We start from the raw sequence: 18,584 nt of genomic DNA, 5'->3' as shown, positions 1-18,584 counted from the left end.
CGGATTTTTATTATTTCTTATTTTCTATTGTTTTCAAAAATTTTCCTTCTGAATTCAGGTTTTTTTCCAAAGTTTAAAAGCAGACCTACTTCACAATCGGTGCTTCTTAAATAATTTAAAATTTGGTTTTCAAAATCTTTTACAATATAATCTACTGCTTTTAGTTCCAATATTATTAAATTTTCCACTATTAAATCCGCATATTATTCGCCAACTTCAGTTCCTTTATAGTAAACTTTAATTTTATTTTGAGCTTCAACTTTGTATCCTTTGTTTTTTAATTCTATGTACATTGAATTTTGATATACTTTTTCTAAAAAGCCATATCCAAATTCATTATACACTTCATAAAAAGTTTTTAAAATTCCATCCGTTAATTCTTTATGTTTTAAATCCATTTTAAAAAATCTGTTTTTATCAGCGTCTTCGCAACGCGAATCTGTTTTATCTGTGTACCTTCTTTATATAATCTTCGTAAATGGTATTTCGTTTTTTAAAGCTTTTAAAATAAAATTGTCTTCCAAGCCATTTACAATCCAGGTTTCGATAGTAGCGGCTTTGGCGATTGCCGATGCTTCAATTTTAGACTGCATTCCGCCAGTTCCGTGTGAGGATTTTGAATCGCCGATTTCTTTTTCCAATACTTTTAAATCAGTTACCAAAGAAATGGTTTCAGGAACGGCATCATGGATGGATGCTTTGGTATAAATCCCATTCGTATTGGTGGCGATAATCAGAAGGTCAACATTTAATAAAACGGCTGTCAGCGCAGCTAATTTATCATTATCACCAAACTGGATCTCATCCGTTGCTACGGTATCATTTTCATTGATAATTGGGATATAATTATTTTTGACTAACACATTGATGGTGTTTACGATATTTACTTTAGATTGTTCTTTTTCAAAATCAGAATAAGAAAGTAAACATTGCGAAATCAGCAATCCTAAATCACGGAAATTTTCATGATAAATCCGCATTAAATGTGGCTGACCAATCGAAGCTAGTGCTTGTTTTACAAAAACATCTTTGTCGTGGTTGTCCAGTTTTACAAATTGTTTGGCCGCAGCAATCGCGCCCGAACTCACAATGATAAATTCGTACTCGTCTTGTAAAACCGCTATTTGCATTCCAATATCTTCAATCTTTCCTCTCGAAATGTGATTGGTTTCTTTGGTTAATGTATTGCTTCCTAACTTTAATAAAATTCTTTTTTTGGCCATTTTTATTTTTTGTTTAGACAAGTCGCAACTTGTCTCTACTAATTTTTACCTGATTTGTCCATTTCCGTAAATATACCACTTATTAGTAACTAGATGTTGCAAGCCGATTGGCCCACGTTGGTGTAATTTGTCCGTGCTTATCGCCAATTCGCCACCTAAACCAAACTGTCCTCCATCCGTGAATCGGGTAGAGGCGTTTTGATATACGGCTGCCGTATCTACATTTTCCATGAATTTCTGGGCAATTGCATCATTTTTTGTGATTATCGAAGCGGAATGTCCACCACAATATTTATTTATTTTGTCAATCGCTTCCTGATCCGAATTGGTTGTTCCAATAACAATTTTATAATCCAAAAACTCTTCGTACCAAATTAAATCCGATTCAATCTGAGGAACAGCTGTTGCTCTGGAAATGCTTTCATCTCCCAAAATCGTAACGTTTCTTTGTTGTAATTCGGTAGTTATTTTTTTTGCAAAAGCTTCCCAGTTTTCAAGATTAGTATCAATTAAAACTTTATCTAAAGCATTGCAAACAGATATGTTAGAGGTTTTTCCGTTAATAATAATGTCTAGCGCTTTTTTTAAATCGGCTTCTTTATTTACATACACAAAATTATTACCTCGACCACTAATTATTACGGGACAAGTAGCGTGTTTTTTTACAAAAGCGATTAAGTTTTCGCCACCACGAGGAACGATTAAGTCCACTTTTTGTGTGGGTTTTTCTAAAAATGCCTGCGTGTCTTCCCGATTGTAATTCAAGTATTCCACCCATTCCTTTGATACATTGTTTGTTATTAAAGCCTGATGCCACAATTCCACAATTTTCAAGTTGGATTTCAAAGATTCTTTTCCGCCTTTCAATAGAATTTTATTTCCGGATTTAAAAGCGATTCCGCCAGCTTCAACAGTAACATCGGGTCTGGATTCATAAATAATCATTATGGTTCCAAAAGCCGCTGTTTTATTAATGATTTTCATTCCGTTTTCATGGTCGAAATTAAAACGTTCTACGCCAATAGGATCTTCCTGACTTGCTAATTGTTGCAGGGACAAAATCATACCGTCAATTTTGGCGTCATCAACGAGTAAACGTTTTTCCATAGCCAAATCATCCCCAGAATAATTATTGATATCCTGTTGATTCACCGTTTTAAGGTTGGCTCTTTCTAGTTCAAGAAGTTTAGCCATATGGCTTAAAACGGCATTTCGTTTTTCTATTGCTAATACGTGGTTCATTAGTTTTTGGTTTACTATTTTAAAAAAATATAAACATATAAGGCACAAAAGTTTAAGAGGTTAGATGACTTATATGTTTAAAAAATCATTTCAATTCTGCCAATGTTTCTTGTAAAGCTACAATAAAAGTATCAATTGCTTCTTTCTTGATTGTCAATGGAGGAAGGATTCTTAATAAGTTTTTATTGTTCGCATTTCCGGTAAAAATATGCTTGTCCATAATCATTTTTTTACGAAGTGCACTTACGTCAAAATCAAATTCTACTCCTAGCATTAATCCCCTTCCTTTTACTTGGATAACTTCAGGAACTTGTTTGATAGCTTCTAAAAAATAGGCGTAAACGTCATTTACGTTATCCATTAATTTTTGGTTTTCAATCACATCCAAAACAGCAATTCCAGCGGCACAAGCCAAATGGTTTCCACCGAAAGTAGTTCCCAATAATCCATAACTCGCTGTGAATTTTGGAGAAATCAAGATTCCGCCAATAGGAAATCCGTTACCCATTCCTTTGGCCAGACAAATAATATCTGCTTTGATATCATGATGTTGGTGTGCAAAAAACTTTCCGCTTCTTCCGTATCCTGATTGCACTTCGTCCAAAATTAAAACAGCATCATAAGCTGCACATGTTTTTTCTAAAGCTTGGAAAAATTCGGTTGTGCCTTGGTCTAAACCGCCAACTCCTTGAATTCCTTCAATTATAACAGAAGAAACATCTCCTTTTTTTAGTTCGTTTTCTACCAACTCAATGTTATTCAGTGGCAAAAAAGTAACGATTTGTTGTGCATTGATTGGAGCAATAATTTTTTTGTTATCTGTTACCGCAACTGCCGCCGAAGTTCTTCCGTGAAAGGAATTATCAAAAGCAATCACACGAGATTTATTGTTGTGAAAAGAGGCTAATTTCAAGGCGTTTTCATTGGCTTCAGCTCCAGAACTGCACAAGAATAAAGTGTAGTCTTCCAATCCTGAAAGTTTCCCTAATTTCTCTGCTAATTCTATTTGCAATGGATTCTGAATCGCATTGGAATAAAAACCAATATTATTCAATTGATTTTTTAATTTGGAAACATAATCCGGTTGGGTGTGTCCAATGGAAATTACACCATGACCGCCATATAAATCTAAATATTCCACACCTTTTTCATCTGTAATAGTACAATCTAGTGCTTTAACAGGTGTGATATTGTATAATGGGTAAACGTCAAATAAGTTCATAATAAATATTTTTCCCCACCCCGGCCCTCCCCGAAGGGGAGGGTGACGAGATAGAATTTGATTATTTTATTTTTTTGCATATTGGCTCCCTCCCCTTCGGGGAGGGTTGGGGAGGGGATTAAAATCCGCTTGGTTTCAAATGCAATCCTGTGGTTTCATCCAGTCCAAACATTAAATTCATGTTTTGAATGGCTTGTCCTGAAGCTCCTTTTGTTAAATTATCAATTACTGAAGTAATCAATAGCCGGTTTCCTTTTTTCATCAAACTAATAATACATTTATTCGTTTGAACTACTTGTTTCATATTGATTCCAGTGGTGGTAACCGTTACAAAAGGTTGGTATTTGTAAAAAGCCTCATATTTTGCAACTACATCTTCCAGATTTTCTTCAATTGTTGTGTATAATGTAGCGAAAATTCCTCTGGCAAAATCCCCTCTGTTGGGTACAAAAATCAATTCGTTTTTATAGTCCGCCTGCAATTGGTTGACACTTTGATTTATTTCGCCCAAATGTTGGTGTTCAAAAGCTTTATAATGTGACATATTGTTCGATCTCCAACTAAAATGCGTCGTTTCCGAAGGTGAAACTCCAGCTCCTGTACTTCCGGTTGTGGCATTGATATGAACATCAGTCGTAAGCATTTCGTTTTTAGCCAAAGGCAATAACGCTAATTGAATTGCTGTTGCAAAACAACCTGGATTAGCGATAAATTGGGCATTTTTTATATTCGCTTTGTTTAATTCTGGCAAACCGTAGATGAAAGATTTTCCGTTGAAATCTTTGTCTTTTGTTAATCTGAAATCGTTTCCCAAATCGATGATTTTGGTATGACTCGCAAATTGATTGTTCTCTAAAAACGATTTTGATTTACCATGACCTAAACACAAGAAAACTACATTCACATTTGGATTTACAGTATCGGTAAAATTCATTTCGATATCACCCATCAAATCGTGATGCGCGACATGAAGTGGTTTTCCGGCGTTTGTCGTGCTGTACACAAAATCAAGTGTTGCATTGGGATGAAACATTAATATTCTGATAAGTTCCCCCGCAGTGTAACCTGAACCGCCAATTATTCCAATATTAATCATAATCTTATTTTTTAAACGTACTAGAATTAATCCTTGTTGGAGTAATTCGATTTGTATTATTTTTTAACCACATAGATACATAGATTTTATTAATTTTATAAAGCTTTTCACTTATTGGAGTAAAATATAGCTTTGTGTAACCAAAAATTGGTCTATATAAGTTCTTTTTTCTATGTTTCTATGTGGTTAAATTTTATATTTATTGATTAATTCAGAATTTCAATTAATCATGGGTCAGTTTATTTACAGATGAAAATATGTTTTGGGCATTCCCCAGAATTTTGATAAATCCTTTGGCATCGTCAGATGTCCAAGCGTTGTTCATTTCACCGTATTGACCAAACGTAGTATTCATTAAATCATTTTCAGATTCAATTCCGTCCAATGTAAAGTGATATGGTTTTAGAGAAACGATAACCGTTCCATTTACAGTCGTTTGAGTGTCTTCTAGGAAAGCCTCGATGTTTCTCATTACAGGGTCCAAGAATTGTCCTTCATGAAACAACATTCCGTACCAGTTTCCCAGTTGTTCTTTCCAGTATTGTTGCCATTTACCTAGCGTATGTTTCTCTAACAAATGGTGTGCTTTGATGATGATTAAAGGTGCAGCGGCTTCAAAACCAACTCTTCCTTTAATTCCAATAATGGTGTCGCCTACGTGCGTGTCTCTACCTATAGCGTAAGCGTTTGCTAGTTTTTCTAAGGTAACGATGTTTTTTGTTGGGGTATCCAATGTTCCGTTGATGCCTACTAATTGTCCTTTTTCAAATTGTAGAGTCACTTTTTCTTCACCCGTTTTTTGCAATTGAGAAGGGTACGCTTCACTTGGTAAAGTTTGATTTGAGGTCAATGTTTCTTTACCGCCTACGCTTGTTCCCCACAATCCTTTATTGATGGAATATTGTGCTTTTTCCCAAGAATAATGAACTCCATTTTTAGATAAATAATCCACTTCTTCCTGTCTTGATAATTTTAAATCTCTAATAGGAGTTATGATTTCAATTTCGGGAGCGATGGTTTGGAAAATTAAATCAAAACGAATTTGATCATTTCCTGCACCAGTACTTCCGTGGGCAATTGCTTCGGCACCAACAGATTTTGCATATTTAATCGCTTCGATAGCTTGAAAAACACGTTCGGCACTTACTGATAATGGATAGGTATTATTTTTTAATACATTTCCATAAATCAAATATTTAATGGCTTTGTCATAATATTTATCAACGATGGTAAGATTTGTATGCTGCGCACTTCCTAATTCGTAAGCTCTTGCTTCAATAGCGGCTAGTTCGGCATCATCAAATCCGCCTGTATTTATAAGAACGGTATGAACTTCATATCCTTTTTCGTTTTTTAAATATTTTAGGCAATATGAGGTATCTAATCCTCCGCTATAAGCTAATACAACTTTTTTCATAATTATTGTTTTTTCTTCCCCCCAGCCCCTCCGAAGGAGGGGGAGCCGAAACTGGCAAAGGGGAATTTTTTGTTATGATTATTTTATTTTTCTCTTTGGCTCCCTCCCCTTCGGGGAGGGCTGGGGAGGGGGTTATTTTTTTAAGAAAAGCGCTTCTTTAATTGATTTTAATCGGTTTGATATTTTGACATTAAAGGGGTGCTTAGGCGGATCTTTAGGCTTTTCTTTTGGGTCATAAAGCATTCCGGTGCATAAACACATTTTGTTGTCTTTACTTTTTAGAATTTCATAATTGGTACAGGTTTGACATCCTTTCCAAAAACTTTGATCGCTCGTCAATTCTGAAAAAGGAACAGGTTTATACCCCAAATCGGAATTGATTTTCATTACCGCTAAACCAGTGGTGATTCCAAAAACTTTAGCCTCTGGATATTTTTTTAACGAATAGTCAAAAACAAATGATTTAATTTTTTTTGCTAAGCCTAGATTTCTGTAATCCGGATGTACAATCAACCCGGAATGTGCTACAAATTTTCCGTGTTGCCAACTTTCGATATAGCAAAAACCGGCAAATTTCCCGTTGTCTAATGCGATAATGGCGTCTTTGTTTTCCATTTTTTTCTGGATGTATTCAGGAGTTCTTTTAGCAATTCCCGTACCTCTCAATAGTGCGGATAATTCTATGGTTTCGCATATTTCCTGCGAATATTTATAATGTTCTTCCTGAGTTGTTATGATAGAAATGTTCATGTCAAAAGCTGGATTTTTGAGTTATAAAATGATTTAGGGGTCTTTTTTGAAGTGCATTTTTTCTAAAATCTATTGTTTTTTCAAAACGGGTCAGGGCAGTACAATAAAATGAATTAAAGTGCACTAATGATGCCTTAGTTTTAATTTGTGGATAGATTGATCCAGTGAAAAATAGCGGTAATTTCAAAACAAAAAAATAAAATGAATAAAGATACGAAACAGCTTTTGGGTACTATATCGATAGCATCCGTACTTCGGGAGAAGTAGAAGGTCTGTTTTTCCGTGACAAAGAAGTTATATGTACACTTATTGTATTCATTGATACAAAAGTACACATATTTTTATAACACAACGCTACTTTTATCTTTTGTAACAAAGTTTTAATAGATTGTTGTTTTTTTTAATCCAAGAAAAACGCATTTACAGGCATAAGTATCAAGGCGTTTATCGAATAGTAAAGTCTTTAAAACATCAGTTTCTAAACTTGTTTTGGTTGATAATTTCTTTAATTTTAGATTTTAAATCTTCTCCAGTGTCATAAACCATTTGTTCGCTACTAGGAAAAGGAATTGGACTTCTGTCAAAATAAGAATAATTATCATCAGTGGCGAGTCGGTCTCCTTTGTAAGTGGCATTTATAGTTTTGAGGTTATCCACCATAACAACTTTCCTTTTTCGTCTAAAACTTCTTTCCCATTAGTATCAATCAGTTTTTTGACACTGTCTTTGATAATGCGTTCTTTTACAAATTATCTTTCTTTAATTTGCTCTGGCGAAATATAAATTTATCTAAAATGGATTGCCATTCCATAATCATACCCAATTCCTTTTTGTTTGTTGCTGAGGTAAACAGTCAATTTATCGTTTAATCCCAATGTGCAGAAGTCCAACAAATCATTTTGAAGACGAACCGGAATAATCATGTTCGTTTCGTTTTTAGTGAAAACCGAAACATAATCAAAACCTTTAAATTCAGCCTCATCCAGCAAATAAACATATTCCTGCTTGCTTTTTTTGTCTTTATTGATATTCAAATTCGAATTATCAATTGTCTGATCGTAATTTCCGGAGCTTAACAAGTTTTGGGTTTGCTTTACGCCACATGAGGAGAGTAGTACAAAAAAGGAGAATAAAAAGGTGATTTTTTCCCTGTGGTTTAGTATTAAATAATGGTGTTGTTCCGGCAGTTTATTTTAAGTGGATTTTTTTTTGTTTTTAGTTTAATGCTTAAAAAAAGCCATAAAAAAACCCAACAAAAAGAGTACAATTGTTAGGTTTTTGAAGGAGTATTTTATTTTTTATTTGCGAACAAAAGGAGGGAGCAGTTTGCTGGAAACTTCACCAAAGCCAATGCGTACTTGTCCGTTTAGACAATATCCTTTCATAATAACAGTATCATTATCATTGATGAATTTACGTTCAGTTCCATCCTTTAGTTTTATAGGATTTTTCCCGCCCCATGATAATTCTAACATGGAACCGTAACTGTCCGGTGTAGGGCCTGAAATGGTGCCAGAGCCCATCATATCGCCAGAATTTACACGGCAACCATTAGAGGTATGGTGTGCTAATTGCTGGCTCATGGTCCAATACATATATTTGAAATTCGAACGTGAAATCACAGTTGCTTCTGATTTTTCAGGTTGTATGGCTACTTCTAAATTAATGTCAAAAGAATGTTTTCCTTTTTGTTGCAAATAGGGAAGTGGCGTCGGTTCTTGTTTGGGTCCTCTTGTTCTAAAGGGATCCAAAGCATCCATAGTAACAATCCAGGGTGAAATAGAAGTGGCAAAGTTTTTTGCTAAGAAGGGGCCTAGCGGCACGTATTCCCATTTTTGAATATCGCGAGCACTCCAGTCATTCAATAAAACCATTCCGAAAATATAATCTTCGGCTTCGGATACTGCAATATTTTCTCCCATGATATTGACATCCGTAGTGATAAAAGCGGTTTCCAGTTCAAAATCAACAGAACGGGAAGGCCCAAAAACAGGTGTGGTTTCACCATTAGGTAAGGTTTGTCCCATAGGTCTGTGTACAGGAATTCCGGAAGGAATAATGGTAGAACTTCGCCCATGATATCCTACAGGAATGTGAAGCCAGTTGGGCAATAATGCGTTTTCAGGATCGCGAAACATTTTTCCTACATTTGTAGCGTGTTCCTTGCTTGAATAAAAATCCGTATAATCGCCAATTAATACGGGTAACTGCATTTCTATATCTTCCATTTCAAAGATGATTATATCTCTGTCTTTGGTATTATCTTGTAATTTCAGATTTTTTTCGTCAAAAATTTCAGCAATTCGGTTTCGAACCAAACGCCAGGTTTTTTGGCCGTCTGAAATAAAATCATTTAAAGTGTCCTGCATGAACATATCATCGGTCAGTTCTATACCTTCAAAATAATTTAATTGTTGTAAAGCACCCAAATCGATTGCGAAATCTCCAATTCTAGTTCCAACTGTTACGATGTTTTCTTTGGTTAAAAAAACACCAAAAGGAATATTTTGAATGGGAAAATCACTATTGAATGGTACTTCTAGCCAGGACTTTCTATTGGTATCGTTAGCTGTTATCGGCATATTTTGTTAATTATTTTGTTAAAAAATTACTCATCAAATATATTATAATCTAACTATTAACCAAACGTTTTTTTGTATTTTTGCATCAAAATTAACGAAAATCAAAGAAATGCAACGCGACGAACAAATTTTCGACCTTATTCTGGAAGAACAAGAAAGACAAATTCACGGATTAGAACTTATCGCTTCGGAAAACTTCGTAAGTGATGAAGTAATGGAAGCAGCTGGGTCTGTTTTAACTAACAAATATGCTGAAGGGTATCCTGGCAAAAGATACTACGGCGGTTGTGAAGTAGTTGATGTTGTGGAACAAATTGCTATTGATCGAGCTAAAGAATTATTTGGTGCTGCATATGCAAATGTACAGCCACATTCTGGTTCTCAAGCCAATACAGCGGTTTACCACGCTTGTATCAAACCAGGAGATAAAATTTTAGGTTTTGACTTGTCTCATGGTGGGCACTTAACGCATGGTTCTCCTGTAAACTTCTCTGGACGTTTGTATACTCCGTCTTTTTATGGTGTAGACAAAGAAACTGGACGGTTAAATTACGATAAAATTCAAGAAATAGCCACTAAAGAGCAACCAAAACTAATCATCGCAGGCGCTTCGGCTTATTCTCGTGATATGGATTTTGAGCGATTCAGAGTAATTGCTGATAGTGTTGGCGCTATTTTATTAGCAGATATTTCTCACCCTGCCGGGCTTATCGCCAAAGGCTTGATGAATGATCCATTGCCCCATTGCCATATTGTAACTACTACAACTCACAAAACATTGCGTGGCCCTCGTGGAGGATTAATTTTGATGGGTAAAGATTTCGAAAATCCATTTGGTTTAACCACTCCAAAAGGAGAAATCAGAATGATGTCTTCCTTATTAGACTTGGCCGTTTTCCCAGGAAATCAAGGTGGTCCGTTAATGCATATTATTGCTGCAAAAGCAGTCGCGTTTGGCGAAGCTTTGAAAGATGAATTTTTTACCTATGCGTTACAATTGCAAAAAAACGCAAATGCAATGGCAGATGCTTTTGTAAAAAGAGGGTACGAAATCATTTCTGGCGGCACGGACAATCACATGATGCTAATTGATTTAAGAAATAAAAATATTTCTGGAAAAGATGCTGAAAATGCATTGGTAAAAGCAGAAATTACTGTGAATAAAAACATGGTACCTTTTGATGATAAATCACCATTTGTAACCTCAGGTATTCGTGTAGGAACTCCAGCTATTACCACTCGTGGTCTGGTTGAGGAAGATATGGAAACCATTGTGGCATTAATAGACCGGGTATTAATGAACCATACGGATGAAGATATTATCGAAGAAGTAGCCAATAAAGTAAACGAAATGATGAGCGAAAGAGCTATCTTCGTATACTAAAAAATACGTCTTAAAGGTTTTAAAGTCGAAAGTCGAAAGTCTTTGATTAGAATTTAATATTCTGTCTTAGTTTTTGGCTTTCGACTTTATGACTTTATGACTTTATGACTTTCTAACTTTAAGACTAAAAAAATGTCCGTACTACGATTAAAATTACCAACAGATCCCAGATGGGTCAATATTGTAGAAAAAAATATCGAGGAAATCCTCACAGATCACGCTTGGTGCGAACAGAAAGCAGCCACAAATGCGATCACAATAATCACCAATAACTCCGAGCATCAGGATCTAGTGAAGGATTTATTGGCTTTGGCCAAAGAAGAACTTGATCATTTTGAGCAAGTACATGATATTATCATTAAACGCGGCCTAAAGCTGGGACGCGAGCGTAAGGATGATTATGTCAATGAACTGTATCTGTACATGAAAAAAAACGCTACCGGAAACAGGATTTCTGCTTTAGTGGAACGGTTATTGTTTTCAGCTATGATAGAGGCCAGAAGCTGTGAGCGTTTCAAGGTGCTTTCAGAGAATATCAACGATGAAGAATTAGCTATTTTTTATAGGAATTTAATGGAAAGCGAAGCAGGACATTATACCACTTTTATAACCTATGCACGTAAATATGGGGTAGGAATCGATGTTGAAAAACGATGGAGAGAATGGCTGGAATTTGAGGAGAATGTTATAACAAATTATGGAAATAAAGAAACAATTCATGGATAAAATCTATTTTCTGTGTTTGTGTTTTTATTTTAAATAAATTTATATTCGCGTAATTATACTAGTAATCAGTAATTTGTGTTTTATTTCTTTTTAAAGAATGCTGTTTTAATTCTAAACTATTTTTTTTTGCTGTAAATTTATATTTTTTGATTTATATTTATGTTTTTAAATTTAATTCTAACAATTATCTATTGCTATGAAGCTCAATTTTAATTATGATGGAAACATAGCTTGCAGGGCTATATTGCAAGAGCAATTAGAAAAATTAGAGATTAATTATCAACTTTTAGACTTAGGGCAAATTGAAATTGTGGATGCTATTTCAGAAGAGAGTTTGAACGCACTTCAGGATGTTTTAAAAAAATATGGGATTCAAATTATCAATAATCCAAAAGCACAATTAATCCAAAAAATTAAAGATGCTATTATAGAAATAGTGTACGATAAAGATAAATTTCCGGACGTAACGATATCTCAATATTTAGCAGACAAACTGAACTTCAGATATGGGTATATCACTAATGTTTTTTCAGAATATACCCATACCTCTATTGAGAATTTCATTATTATTCAAAAGATTGAAAGAGCAAAAAAATTAATAATTGAAGAGAAACTGACTTTAACGGAGATTTCGTATGAGTTAAACTATAGCAGTGTAGCCTATTTGTCTACGCAATTTAAAAAAGTAACCGGATTAACTCCTTCCTTGTTTAAAAGAATTGTAGGTAAAAGAAGGAAATTATCAAACAAAGAATAAATAAAATTTAAAAAATAATTCCCTATTTTATGATTGCACACCAAGATTCAATGCATATTCTTCTGGCTGATGATGACGAAGATGATCGCACTTTTTTTAGTGAAGCTTTGCAAGAACTCAAAATGAACAATGATTTAACGCTGTTTAAAGATGGTAAAGATCTGATGGATTATTTAGAAAATCCATTAAGTAAGTTGCCTCATGTTTTATTCTTGGATTTGAATATGCCCGGAAAAACAGGACTGGATTGTTTGAATGAGATTAGAGCCAACAGCCGATTTAAAGAGGTTTCAATTGCGATATATTCTACTTCTTCCTCAGAGAAAGATATTGAAGATACTTTTATTAAAGGAGCCAATATTTATATTAAAAAGCCAAATGACTTTATAATGTTGAAAAAAGTAATCAAGGAAGTAGTACACATGAATTGGCAATTTCATTCTTCAGGACTAAACATAGAAACTTTTTTCTTTAGCATATAAAAAAGAATAAATGAAAATTTTAACAATCTATAAAAATTCTCAAGTATTTAAAATAGCTTTGACCATCGCAATCGTTGTGGTTTGTTATATTGCATCGATGTTTTATTCTCAAATGGAAAAACTGGATTCAACAGTTGAATTAATTGCAAATTCAAATGAAACCCAAATCGAATTAGAGAAACTTTTGTCTATTATCAGTATTTACGAAACGAGTTTGCGGAGTTTCATCATAACAAAAGAGGACAGCTATATTGAAAATCGGTTTTTGAGCAGAGGAAAAATAGAAGAAAGCATCAAAAAGTTAAAAGAGTTGACCGCTAATAACGCTTTGAGAAATAAAGATATTGAACAGCTCGAAAAAATCATCGATTACCGCTTTAAGTTATTCAGACAAACCTACATTATTGCTAAAAGTAAAAATTCCGGCCCGATTGATTTAAATGCAAAGTTACTCGAAAGTAGTAAAGTCACTGAAGAAATGAAATCCTTTGTGACCGAAATTATATTTTCGGAAAGTAGAAAAACAAAATTTCAAAATGACAACCATCAATTTGAATTGCAGGACTCCTTAATTACGGCTTTTTTATTAGTCATCCTCTCGCTTTTGATTTTATTGCTTTCCTTTCAAAAAATGAATGTTGATATTGACGAACTCAAAAAAGCAAATGACGCATTAAATTTACTAAACGAATCCTACAACGCTGCAGAAAAAACAGCAGGTTTTGGACATTGGATGGTTAATATAGAAACAAAAAAGTATACTTTTTCAGATAATTTATTCCGTTTAATGGGAGTTGAGCCTAAAGCTTTCGAACCTAATATTGAAAATTCGATTCCGTACATACATCCCGATGATTTAGAATATGTAACTAAAGTACACCTGGATTCTTTGATAAATCACCAGTCGACTTCCATGATATTTCGGTTTTTAACACCAAGCGGCGATATCAAATATATTATGGGTGTTGGAAGTTTTACTACTAATGGAAAAGGAGATTTAATAAAAATTGGGGTAAATTATGATATCACTAATCAATATAAAAAAACACTTGAATTAGAAGAAAGTAACAAAGAACTAAAATATATTAATACAGAACTGGAAGCTTTTAATGACATTGTAAGCCATGATTTGCAAGAACCGCTTCGTAAGATTCAAATGTTCATTTCCAGACTGGAAGAAAAAGAATTGGACTTGATTTCACGACAAGGGAAGGAATATTTTTCTAAAGTACGAGTGGCAGCTAACAGAATGCAAACGTTATTAATTGATTTAGTCAATTATTCCAGAACTATAAAAGGCGATAAAGTTTTTGTAACAACGGATTTGAATGTAGTTTTGGGCGAAATACTCCAGGATTTATCATCAAATATTGAAGAGAAAAAAGCCGAAATTCAAATAGGTAAATTACCAACCATTACTGCAATACCTTTTCAAATTAAACAGCTCTTTATTAATTTGATTTCCAATTCACTTAAATACAGCAAGGAAGATACAGCTCCTGAAATAAGTATCACTTCTAAAAACATTACGGATAAAGAAGTCCGGGAGTATAAAATAAGCAATAAAGACGAGTATTATAAGATTGTTGTTACTGATAACGGAATAGGTTTTAAACAGGAATATGCCGAAAAAATATTTCTTTTGTTCAAGCGTTTGGAAACTGATTCTAAATATTCAGGAACCGGGTTGGGATTGGCTATTTGCAGTAGAATTGTAGACAACCACAATGGTTTTATACAAGTAAAAGGGAAGCCAAATGTAGGGGCTAAATTTTATATTTTTATTCCAAAAGGGGATGTGATTTAATTAAATTACAAAAAAACAGAATGATATCAATATCAGAAGCTACTACGAAAGATTTAAAAACCATTCAGGAGATTGCCTATAAAACTTGGCCTCAAACTTATGGAGCCATATTGTCAAAAGAACAAATTGACTATATGCTTGAACTCTTTTATTCAGAACACGCATTACTTGAAAATTTGATCCAAAAAGGACATCGTTTTCTTTTGGTACATCAGGATGAATTTTGCCTTGGTTTTGCCTCTTATTCACATAATTATTTAGCGCAAAACCTAACGCGGCTGCACAAGATTTATTTGCTTCCAGAAGCACAAGGAAAAGGAGCAGGGAAGCTATTGATTGATACAATTGAAAATTTGGCTAGAGAAAATAATTCGGTTGCGGTCTCTTTGAACGTAAATAAATTCAACAACGCATTGTCTTTTTATAAAAAAATAGGGTTTGAAATTGTTTCCGAAGAGGATATTGAACTAAAGCACGGGTATAAAATGGAAGACTACAGAATGGAAAAAAAGCTATAATCACCAAAAATTGCTTATTGAACAACAGCAGGAGAAGTTAGGAAGAGTGCGTATACTTCCGGAGTTATAAAAGTAGATGACAGTACACCACCATAAAAAATGGACTTGAGCGGAGTCCCAAAAGAGCAGCATCAGCCGACCATTTTTTGACGGTTATTTTACCCGAAATGAAAAAAAGTATTCAAAGTAAGGACACCTTGATCTTTAATAAAGAATTTGAGAATATAACAATCAACTGTAACCGATGTCATGCAATGGAAAACGCACCTTTTTTTACGATCAAGACACCCACAAACAGAATCACCAATAAGAAAATAATATGTTAGAAAAAATCATTAATACAGACAATTCAAAAACCACAATAATCATTCGTTTCATAGTAGGAGCAGTGTTTTTATCGGAAGGTATTCAAAAGTTTTTGTTTCCAGCAATTCGCGGAGCTGGGAGATTTGAAAAAATAGGTTTGCCTTCACCTGATTTATTAGGAAGTTTTGTTGGTGCATTTGAAATTATTTGTGGCGTCTTACTTTTAATTGGGTTGTGTTCGCGCTTAGCAAGTATTCCTTTACTTATAGTTATGCTAGTAGCATTTGCAACAACAAAATCAGATGTTTATTTAGAAAACGGATTTTGGGAACTGCTTCATGGTAGCAGAACTGATTGGGCAATGCTTTTAGGTAGTTTTTATTTACTAATAAAAGGGAGTGGATTTTGGTCTGTGGATAAAGCTTTGATGAAGAATGAATGAACTTGTAAATCCAATTACAAATAAAAAAAGATGGTCTGTTGCCAGACCACCTTTTTAAACAAATTATAAAATCTAAATTAAAGTAAGTCAAAACGGTCTAGGTTCATCACCTTAGTCCATGCTGCTACAAAGTCCTTTACAAATTTTTCTTGACCGTTTTTATAGCCGTAAACTTCAGCTATGGCTCTTAGTTCCGTATTAGAACCAAAAATAAGATCTACACGAGTTCCTATCCACTTCAATCCGCCTGTTGTACGATCACTTCCTACGAATGCGTCATCTGACTCAGAAACTGCTTTCCAGGTGGTACCTAAATCAAGTAGGTTTACAAAGAAATCGTTTGTAAGGGTTTCTGGATGTTTCGTGAAAACACCATTTTGAGACTGATCGAAGTTTGAATTTAATGCACGCATACCGCCTACAAGAACAGTCATTTCTGGAGCTGTTAAGGTCAATAATTGCGCTTTGTCAATCAGCATTTCTTCTGCTGATATCGTATATTTTGTTTTAACATAGTTACGGAAACCATCTGCTTGAGGCTCAAGAACGTCAAATGATTCTATATCTGTTTGTTCTTGTGATGCATCTGTACGTCCAGGTGTAAATGGTACTGAGATAGTTTGACCTGCTATTGATGTCGCTTTCTCTATCGCTGCACTACCACCTAAAACAATTAAATCAGCAATTGAAACTTGTTTACTATCAGATTGAGCACTATTGAACTCTTTTTTGATATTCTCAAGTTTGTTAAGCACTTTTTCCAGTTGTGCTGGGTTGTTCACTTTCCAGTCTTTTTGTGGAGCAAGACGAATGCGACCCCCATTAGCTCCCCCACGTTTGTCAGAACCACGGAAAGTAGAGGCAGATGCCCACGCAGTTGAAACTAATTCTGAAACAGACAATCCTGAAGCAAGAATAATAGTTTTAAGGTTAACTATATCTTGATCATTAACCAATGGATGTGTAACCGCAGGAATTGGATCTTGCCAAATTAGTTCTTCAGCAGGAACTTCTGGTCCCAGATAACGTACTTTTGGTCCCATATCTCGGTGAGTAAGCTTGAACCATGCTCTGGCAAATACATCATTAAATTCTGCCGGATTTTCTAGAAAGCGTCTTGATATTTTTTCATAAGCAGGATCAAAACGTAATGAAAGATCTGTAGTCAGCATAAACGGTTGATGACTTTTGGAAGGATCATGAGCATCTGGCACCGTGCCAGCGCCTGCATCCCCTTTTGGTTTCCACTGATGGGCACCAGCTGGACTTTTGGTCAATTCCCATTCGTATCCAAAGAGATTTTCAAAATAGTTATTACTCCATTTTGCAGGTGTTGTTGTCCATGCTCCTTCAAGACCGCTGGTTATTGTATCCCCTGCATTTCCGGTACCGAAGCTGTTTTTCCAGCCTTTACTTTGCTCCTCAATAGGGGCTGAAGCCGGTTCTCGTCCTACATATTTATTTGGATCTGCAGCACCGTGGGTTTTACCTAATGTATGTCCACCGGCACTTAACGCTACGGTTTCTTCATCATTCATTGCCATACGAGCAAACGTTTCACGAATATCATGAGCGGCCAATACTGGATCTGGATTTCCATTAGGCCCTTCTGGATTTACATAGATTAATCCCATTTGAACTGCGGCTAGCGGTTGTTCTAATTCGCGTTCTTCATTGTAACGATTGTCACCTAACCATTCCCGTTCTGAACCCCAATAAATATCTTCATTTGGTTCCCAAACATCCTCACGACCTCCAGCAAAACCGAAAGTTTTAAATCCTGCGGATTCAAATGCACAGTTACCACTTAAAATTAATAAATCAGCCCAAGAAATTTTTCTGCCATATTTTTGTTTGATGGGCCATAGTAACAAACGAGCCTTGTCTAGATTCGCATTATCAGGCCAACTGTTTAGTGGTGCAAATCGTTGTGTACCAGCTCCAGAACCACCGCGTCCATCAGCAATACGATAAGTTCCTGCACTATGCCATGCCATTCTAATAAAGAATCCTCCGTAAAAACCATAATCTGCCGGCCACCAATCTTGTGAAGTATTCAATAAATCCATAATATCTTGCTTTAAGGCAGCATAATCTAAAGACTTGAACTCTTCCGCATAATTGAACGAATCCCCCATTGGGTTTGACAGTTCAGAGTGTTGGCGTAAAATGTTTAATTTTAACTGATTTGGCCACCAGTCTCGATTTGAGGAAGCTGAACCAGCACCATGCTTTGCAGGAGTACCAGCACTCGCACCATGATTAAATGGACATTTGTTTTCTCCGTTGACATCGTAAGATGTGGAGCTCGGGTTTGTGTTATTTTCCATAGTATGATTTGTTTTTTATTTTCTTTAAAGCAAAGTTACATACAAATTACTTTTCCTAAATTAATTTTTAATAGATAAAAACTATAGTGGTTGTCATTAATTCTGAATTTATCAATTTATTAAGAATAATCAATTAAAAAGTCATCTGCATTTGTGTATTGGTATTCTTTTGGTTTTAAGTGCACTAGTTTACTAGAATTGGGCTCCACTTTTTTTTAGTTCTGATTTCACTAGTGTCCACTAAAAAATAAAACAAGTTCTTTGAAATTATTGTAAATCTGTATTTTAAGAGTCATTTTT

General features: G+C 34.8%; 17 protein-coding genes and 1 pseudogene. 7 read left to right on the top strand and 11 right to left on the bottom strand.

Features of this window, described 5'->3' with window-relative positions:
• Positions 1-17: 17 nt before the first annotated feature.
• The 10 genes and pseudogenes from EKL98_RS10825 to fahA all read right to left on the bottom strand — a co-directional run bounded on the left by EKL98_RS10825 (position 18) and on the right by fahA (position 9,532).
• Positions 18-398, bottom strand: a pseudogene (locus tag EKL98_RS10825) (GxxExxY protein).
• A gap of 63 nt (positions 399-461) precedes the next feature.
• Positions 462-1,223 (bottom strand): glutamate 5-kinase, encoded by a 762-nt coding sequence (gene proB, locus EKL98_RS10820; RefSeq protein ID WP_126562365.1) that lies wholly within the window; start codon positions 1,221-1,223, stop codon positions 462-464.
• A 45-nt stretch (positions 1,224-1,268) separates the two neighbouring features.
• Positions 1,269-2,465: a glutamate-5-semialdehyde dehydrogenase gene (locus EKL98_RS10815; protein WP_126562363.1), complete on the bottom strand. Its 1,197-nt coding sequence runs from the start codon at positions 2,463-2,465 to the stop codon at positions 1,269-1,271.
• 85 nt (positions 2,466-2,550) lie between these two features.
• Positions 2,551-3,687, bottom strand: a complete 1,137-nt coding sequence (locus EKL98_RS10810; RefSeq protein ID WP_126562361.1) for an aspartate aminotransferase family protein — start codon at positions 3,685-3,687, stop codon at positions 2,551-2,553.
• A 118-nt stretch (positions 3,688-3,805) separates the two neighbouring features.
• Entirely contained in the window at positions 3,806-4,783 is a 978-nt protein-coding gene (gene argC / locus EKL98_RS10805) for an N-acetyl-gamma-glutamyl-phosphate reductase (RefSeq protein ID WP_126562359.1), read from the bottom strand.
• Positions 4,784-5,006: 223 nt separating this feature from the next.
• A complete protein-coding gene (locus EKL98_RS10800; RefSeq protein WP_126562357.1) occupies positions 5,007-6,200 on the bottom strand; it encodes an argininosuccinate synthase in 1,194 nt (397 codons plus the stop codon).
• 132 nt (positions 6,201-6,332) lie between these two features.
• Entirely contained in the window at positions 6,333-6,950 is a 618-nt protein-coding gene (locus EKL98_RS10795) for a GNAT family N-acetyltransferase (RefSeq protein WP_126462824.1), read from the bottom strand.
• Positions 6,951-7,421: 471 nt separating this feature from the next.
• The gene (locus EKL98_RS18505) at positions 7,422-7,610 is read right to left on the bottom strand and encodes a hypothetical protein (protein WP_143392182.1); all 189 of its coding nucleotides are present in this window, start codon (positions 7,608-7,610) and stop codon (positions 7,422-7,424) included.
• Between the two features lie 125 nt (positions 7,611-7,735).
• A complete protein-coding gene (locus EKL98_RS18500; RefSeq protein WP_317125386.1) occupies positions 7,736-7,984 on the bottom strand; it encodes a hypothetical protein in 249 nt (82 codons plus the stop codon).
• 264 nt (positions 7,985-8,248) lie between these two features.
• Positions 8,249-9,532, bottom strand: coding sequence for a fumarylacetoacetase (gene fahA / locus EKL98_RS10785; RefSeq protein WP_126562355.1), 1,284 nt, complete (start codon positions 9,530-9,532; stop codon positions 8,249-8,251).
• 109 nt (positions 9,533-9,641) lie between these two features.
• On the opposite strand from fahA, the gene glyA reads away from it, so the two are divergent.
• The 7 genes from glyA (at position 9,642) to EKL98_RS10750 (ending at position 15,954) form a co-directional block, all read left to right on the top strand.
• Positions 9,642-10,916 (top strand): serine hydroxymethyltransferase, encoded by a 1,275-nt coding sequence (gene glyA, locus EKL98_RS10780; RefSeq protein ID WP_126553685.1) that lies wholly within the window; start codon positions 9,642-9,644, stop codon positions 10,914-10,916.
• A gap of 132 nt (positions 10,917-11,048) precedes the next feature.
• Positions 11,049-11,642 carry a tRNA-(ms[2]io[6]A)-hydroxylase gene (gene miaE, locus EKL98_RS10775; protein WP_126462815.1) on the top strand — a complete coding sequence of 198 codons (594 nt, stop codon included), beginning with the start codon at positions 11,049-11,051 and terminating at the stop codon, positions 11,640-11,642.
• Positions 11,643-11,838: 196 nt separating this feature from the next.
• The gene (locus EKL98_RS10770) at positions 11,839-12,399 is read left to right on the top strand and encodes a helix-turn-helix domain-containing protein (RefSeq protein ID WP_126462812.1); all 561 of its coding nucleotides are present in this window, start codon (positions 11,839-11,841) and stop codon (positions 12,397-12,399) included.
• A 29-nt stretch (positions 12,400-12,428) separates the two neighbouring features.
• Positions 12,429-12,881, top strand: coding sequence for a response regulator (locus EKL98_RS10765; protein ID WP_231507360.1), 453 nt, complete (start codon positions 12,429-12,431; stop codon positions 12,879-12,881).
• Positions 12,882-12,891: 10 nt separating this feature from the next.
• Positions 12,892-14,688 (top strand): ATP-binding protein, encoded by a 1,797-nt coding sequence (locus tag EKL98_RS10760; RefSeq protein ID WP_126562353.1) that lies wholly within the window; start codon positions 12,892-12,894, stop codon positions 14,686-14,688.
• 20 nt (positions 14,689-14,708) lie between these two features.
• The gene (locus EKL98_RS10755) at positions 14,709-15,206 is read left to right on the top strand and encodes a GNAT family N-acetyltransferase (protein WP_126562350.1); all 498 of its coding nucleotides are present in this window, start codon (positions 14,709-14,711) and stop codon (positions 15,204-15,206) included.
• A gap of 319 nt (positions 15,207-15,525) precedes the next feature.
• The gene (locus tag EKL98_RS10750) at positions 15,526-15,954 is read left to right on the top strand and encodes a DoxX family protein (RefSeq protein ID WP_126462804.1); all 429 of its coding nucleotides are present in this window, start codon (positions 15,526-15,528) and stop codon (positions 15,952-15,954) included.
• A gap of 77 nt (positions 15,955-16,031) precedes the next feature.
• Here EKL98_RS10750 and katG read toward each other — a convergent pair whose 3' ends face one another.
• Positions 16,032-18,284, bottom strand: a complete 2,253-nt coding sequence (gene katG, locus EKL98_RS10745) for a catalase/peroxidase HPI (RefSeq protein ID WP_126562348.1) — start codon at positions 18,282-18,284, stop codon at positions 16,032-16,034.
• Positions 18,285-18,584 lie beyond the last annotated feature (300 nt).

Source organism: Flavobacterium bomense (genome assembly GCF_003970355.1).
The sequence above is the reverse complement of the archived record's forward strand: the minus strand, read 5'-3'. Positions and strand labels throughout refer to the sequence as shown.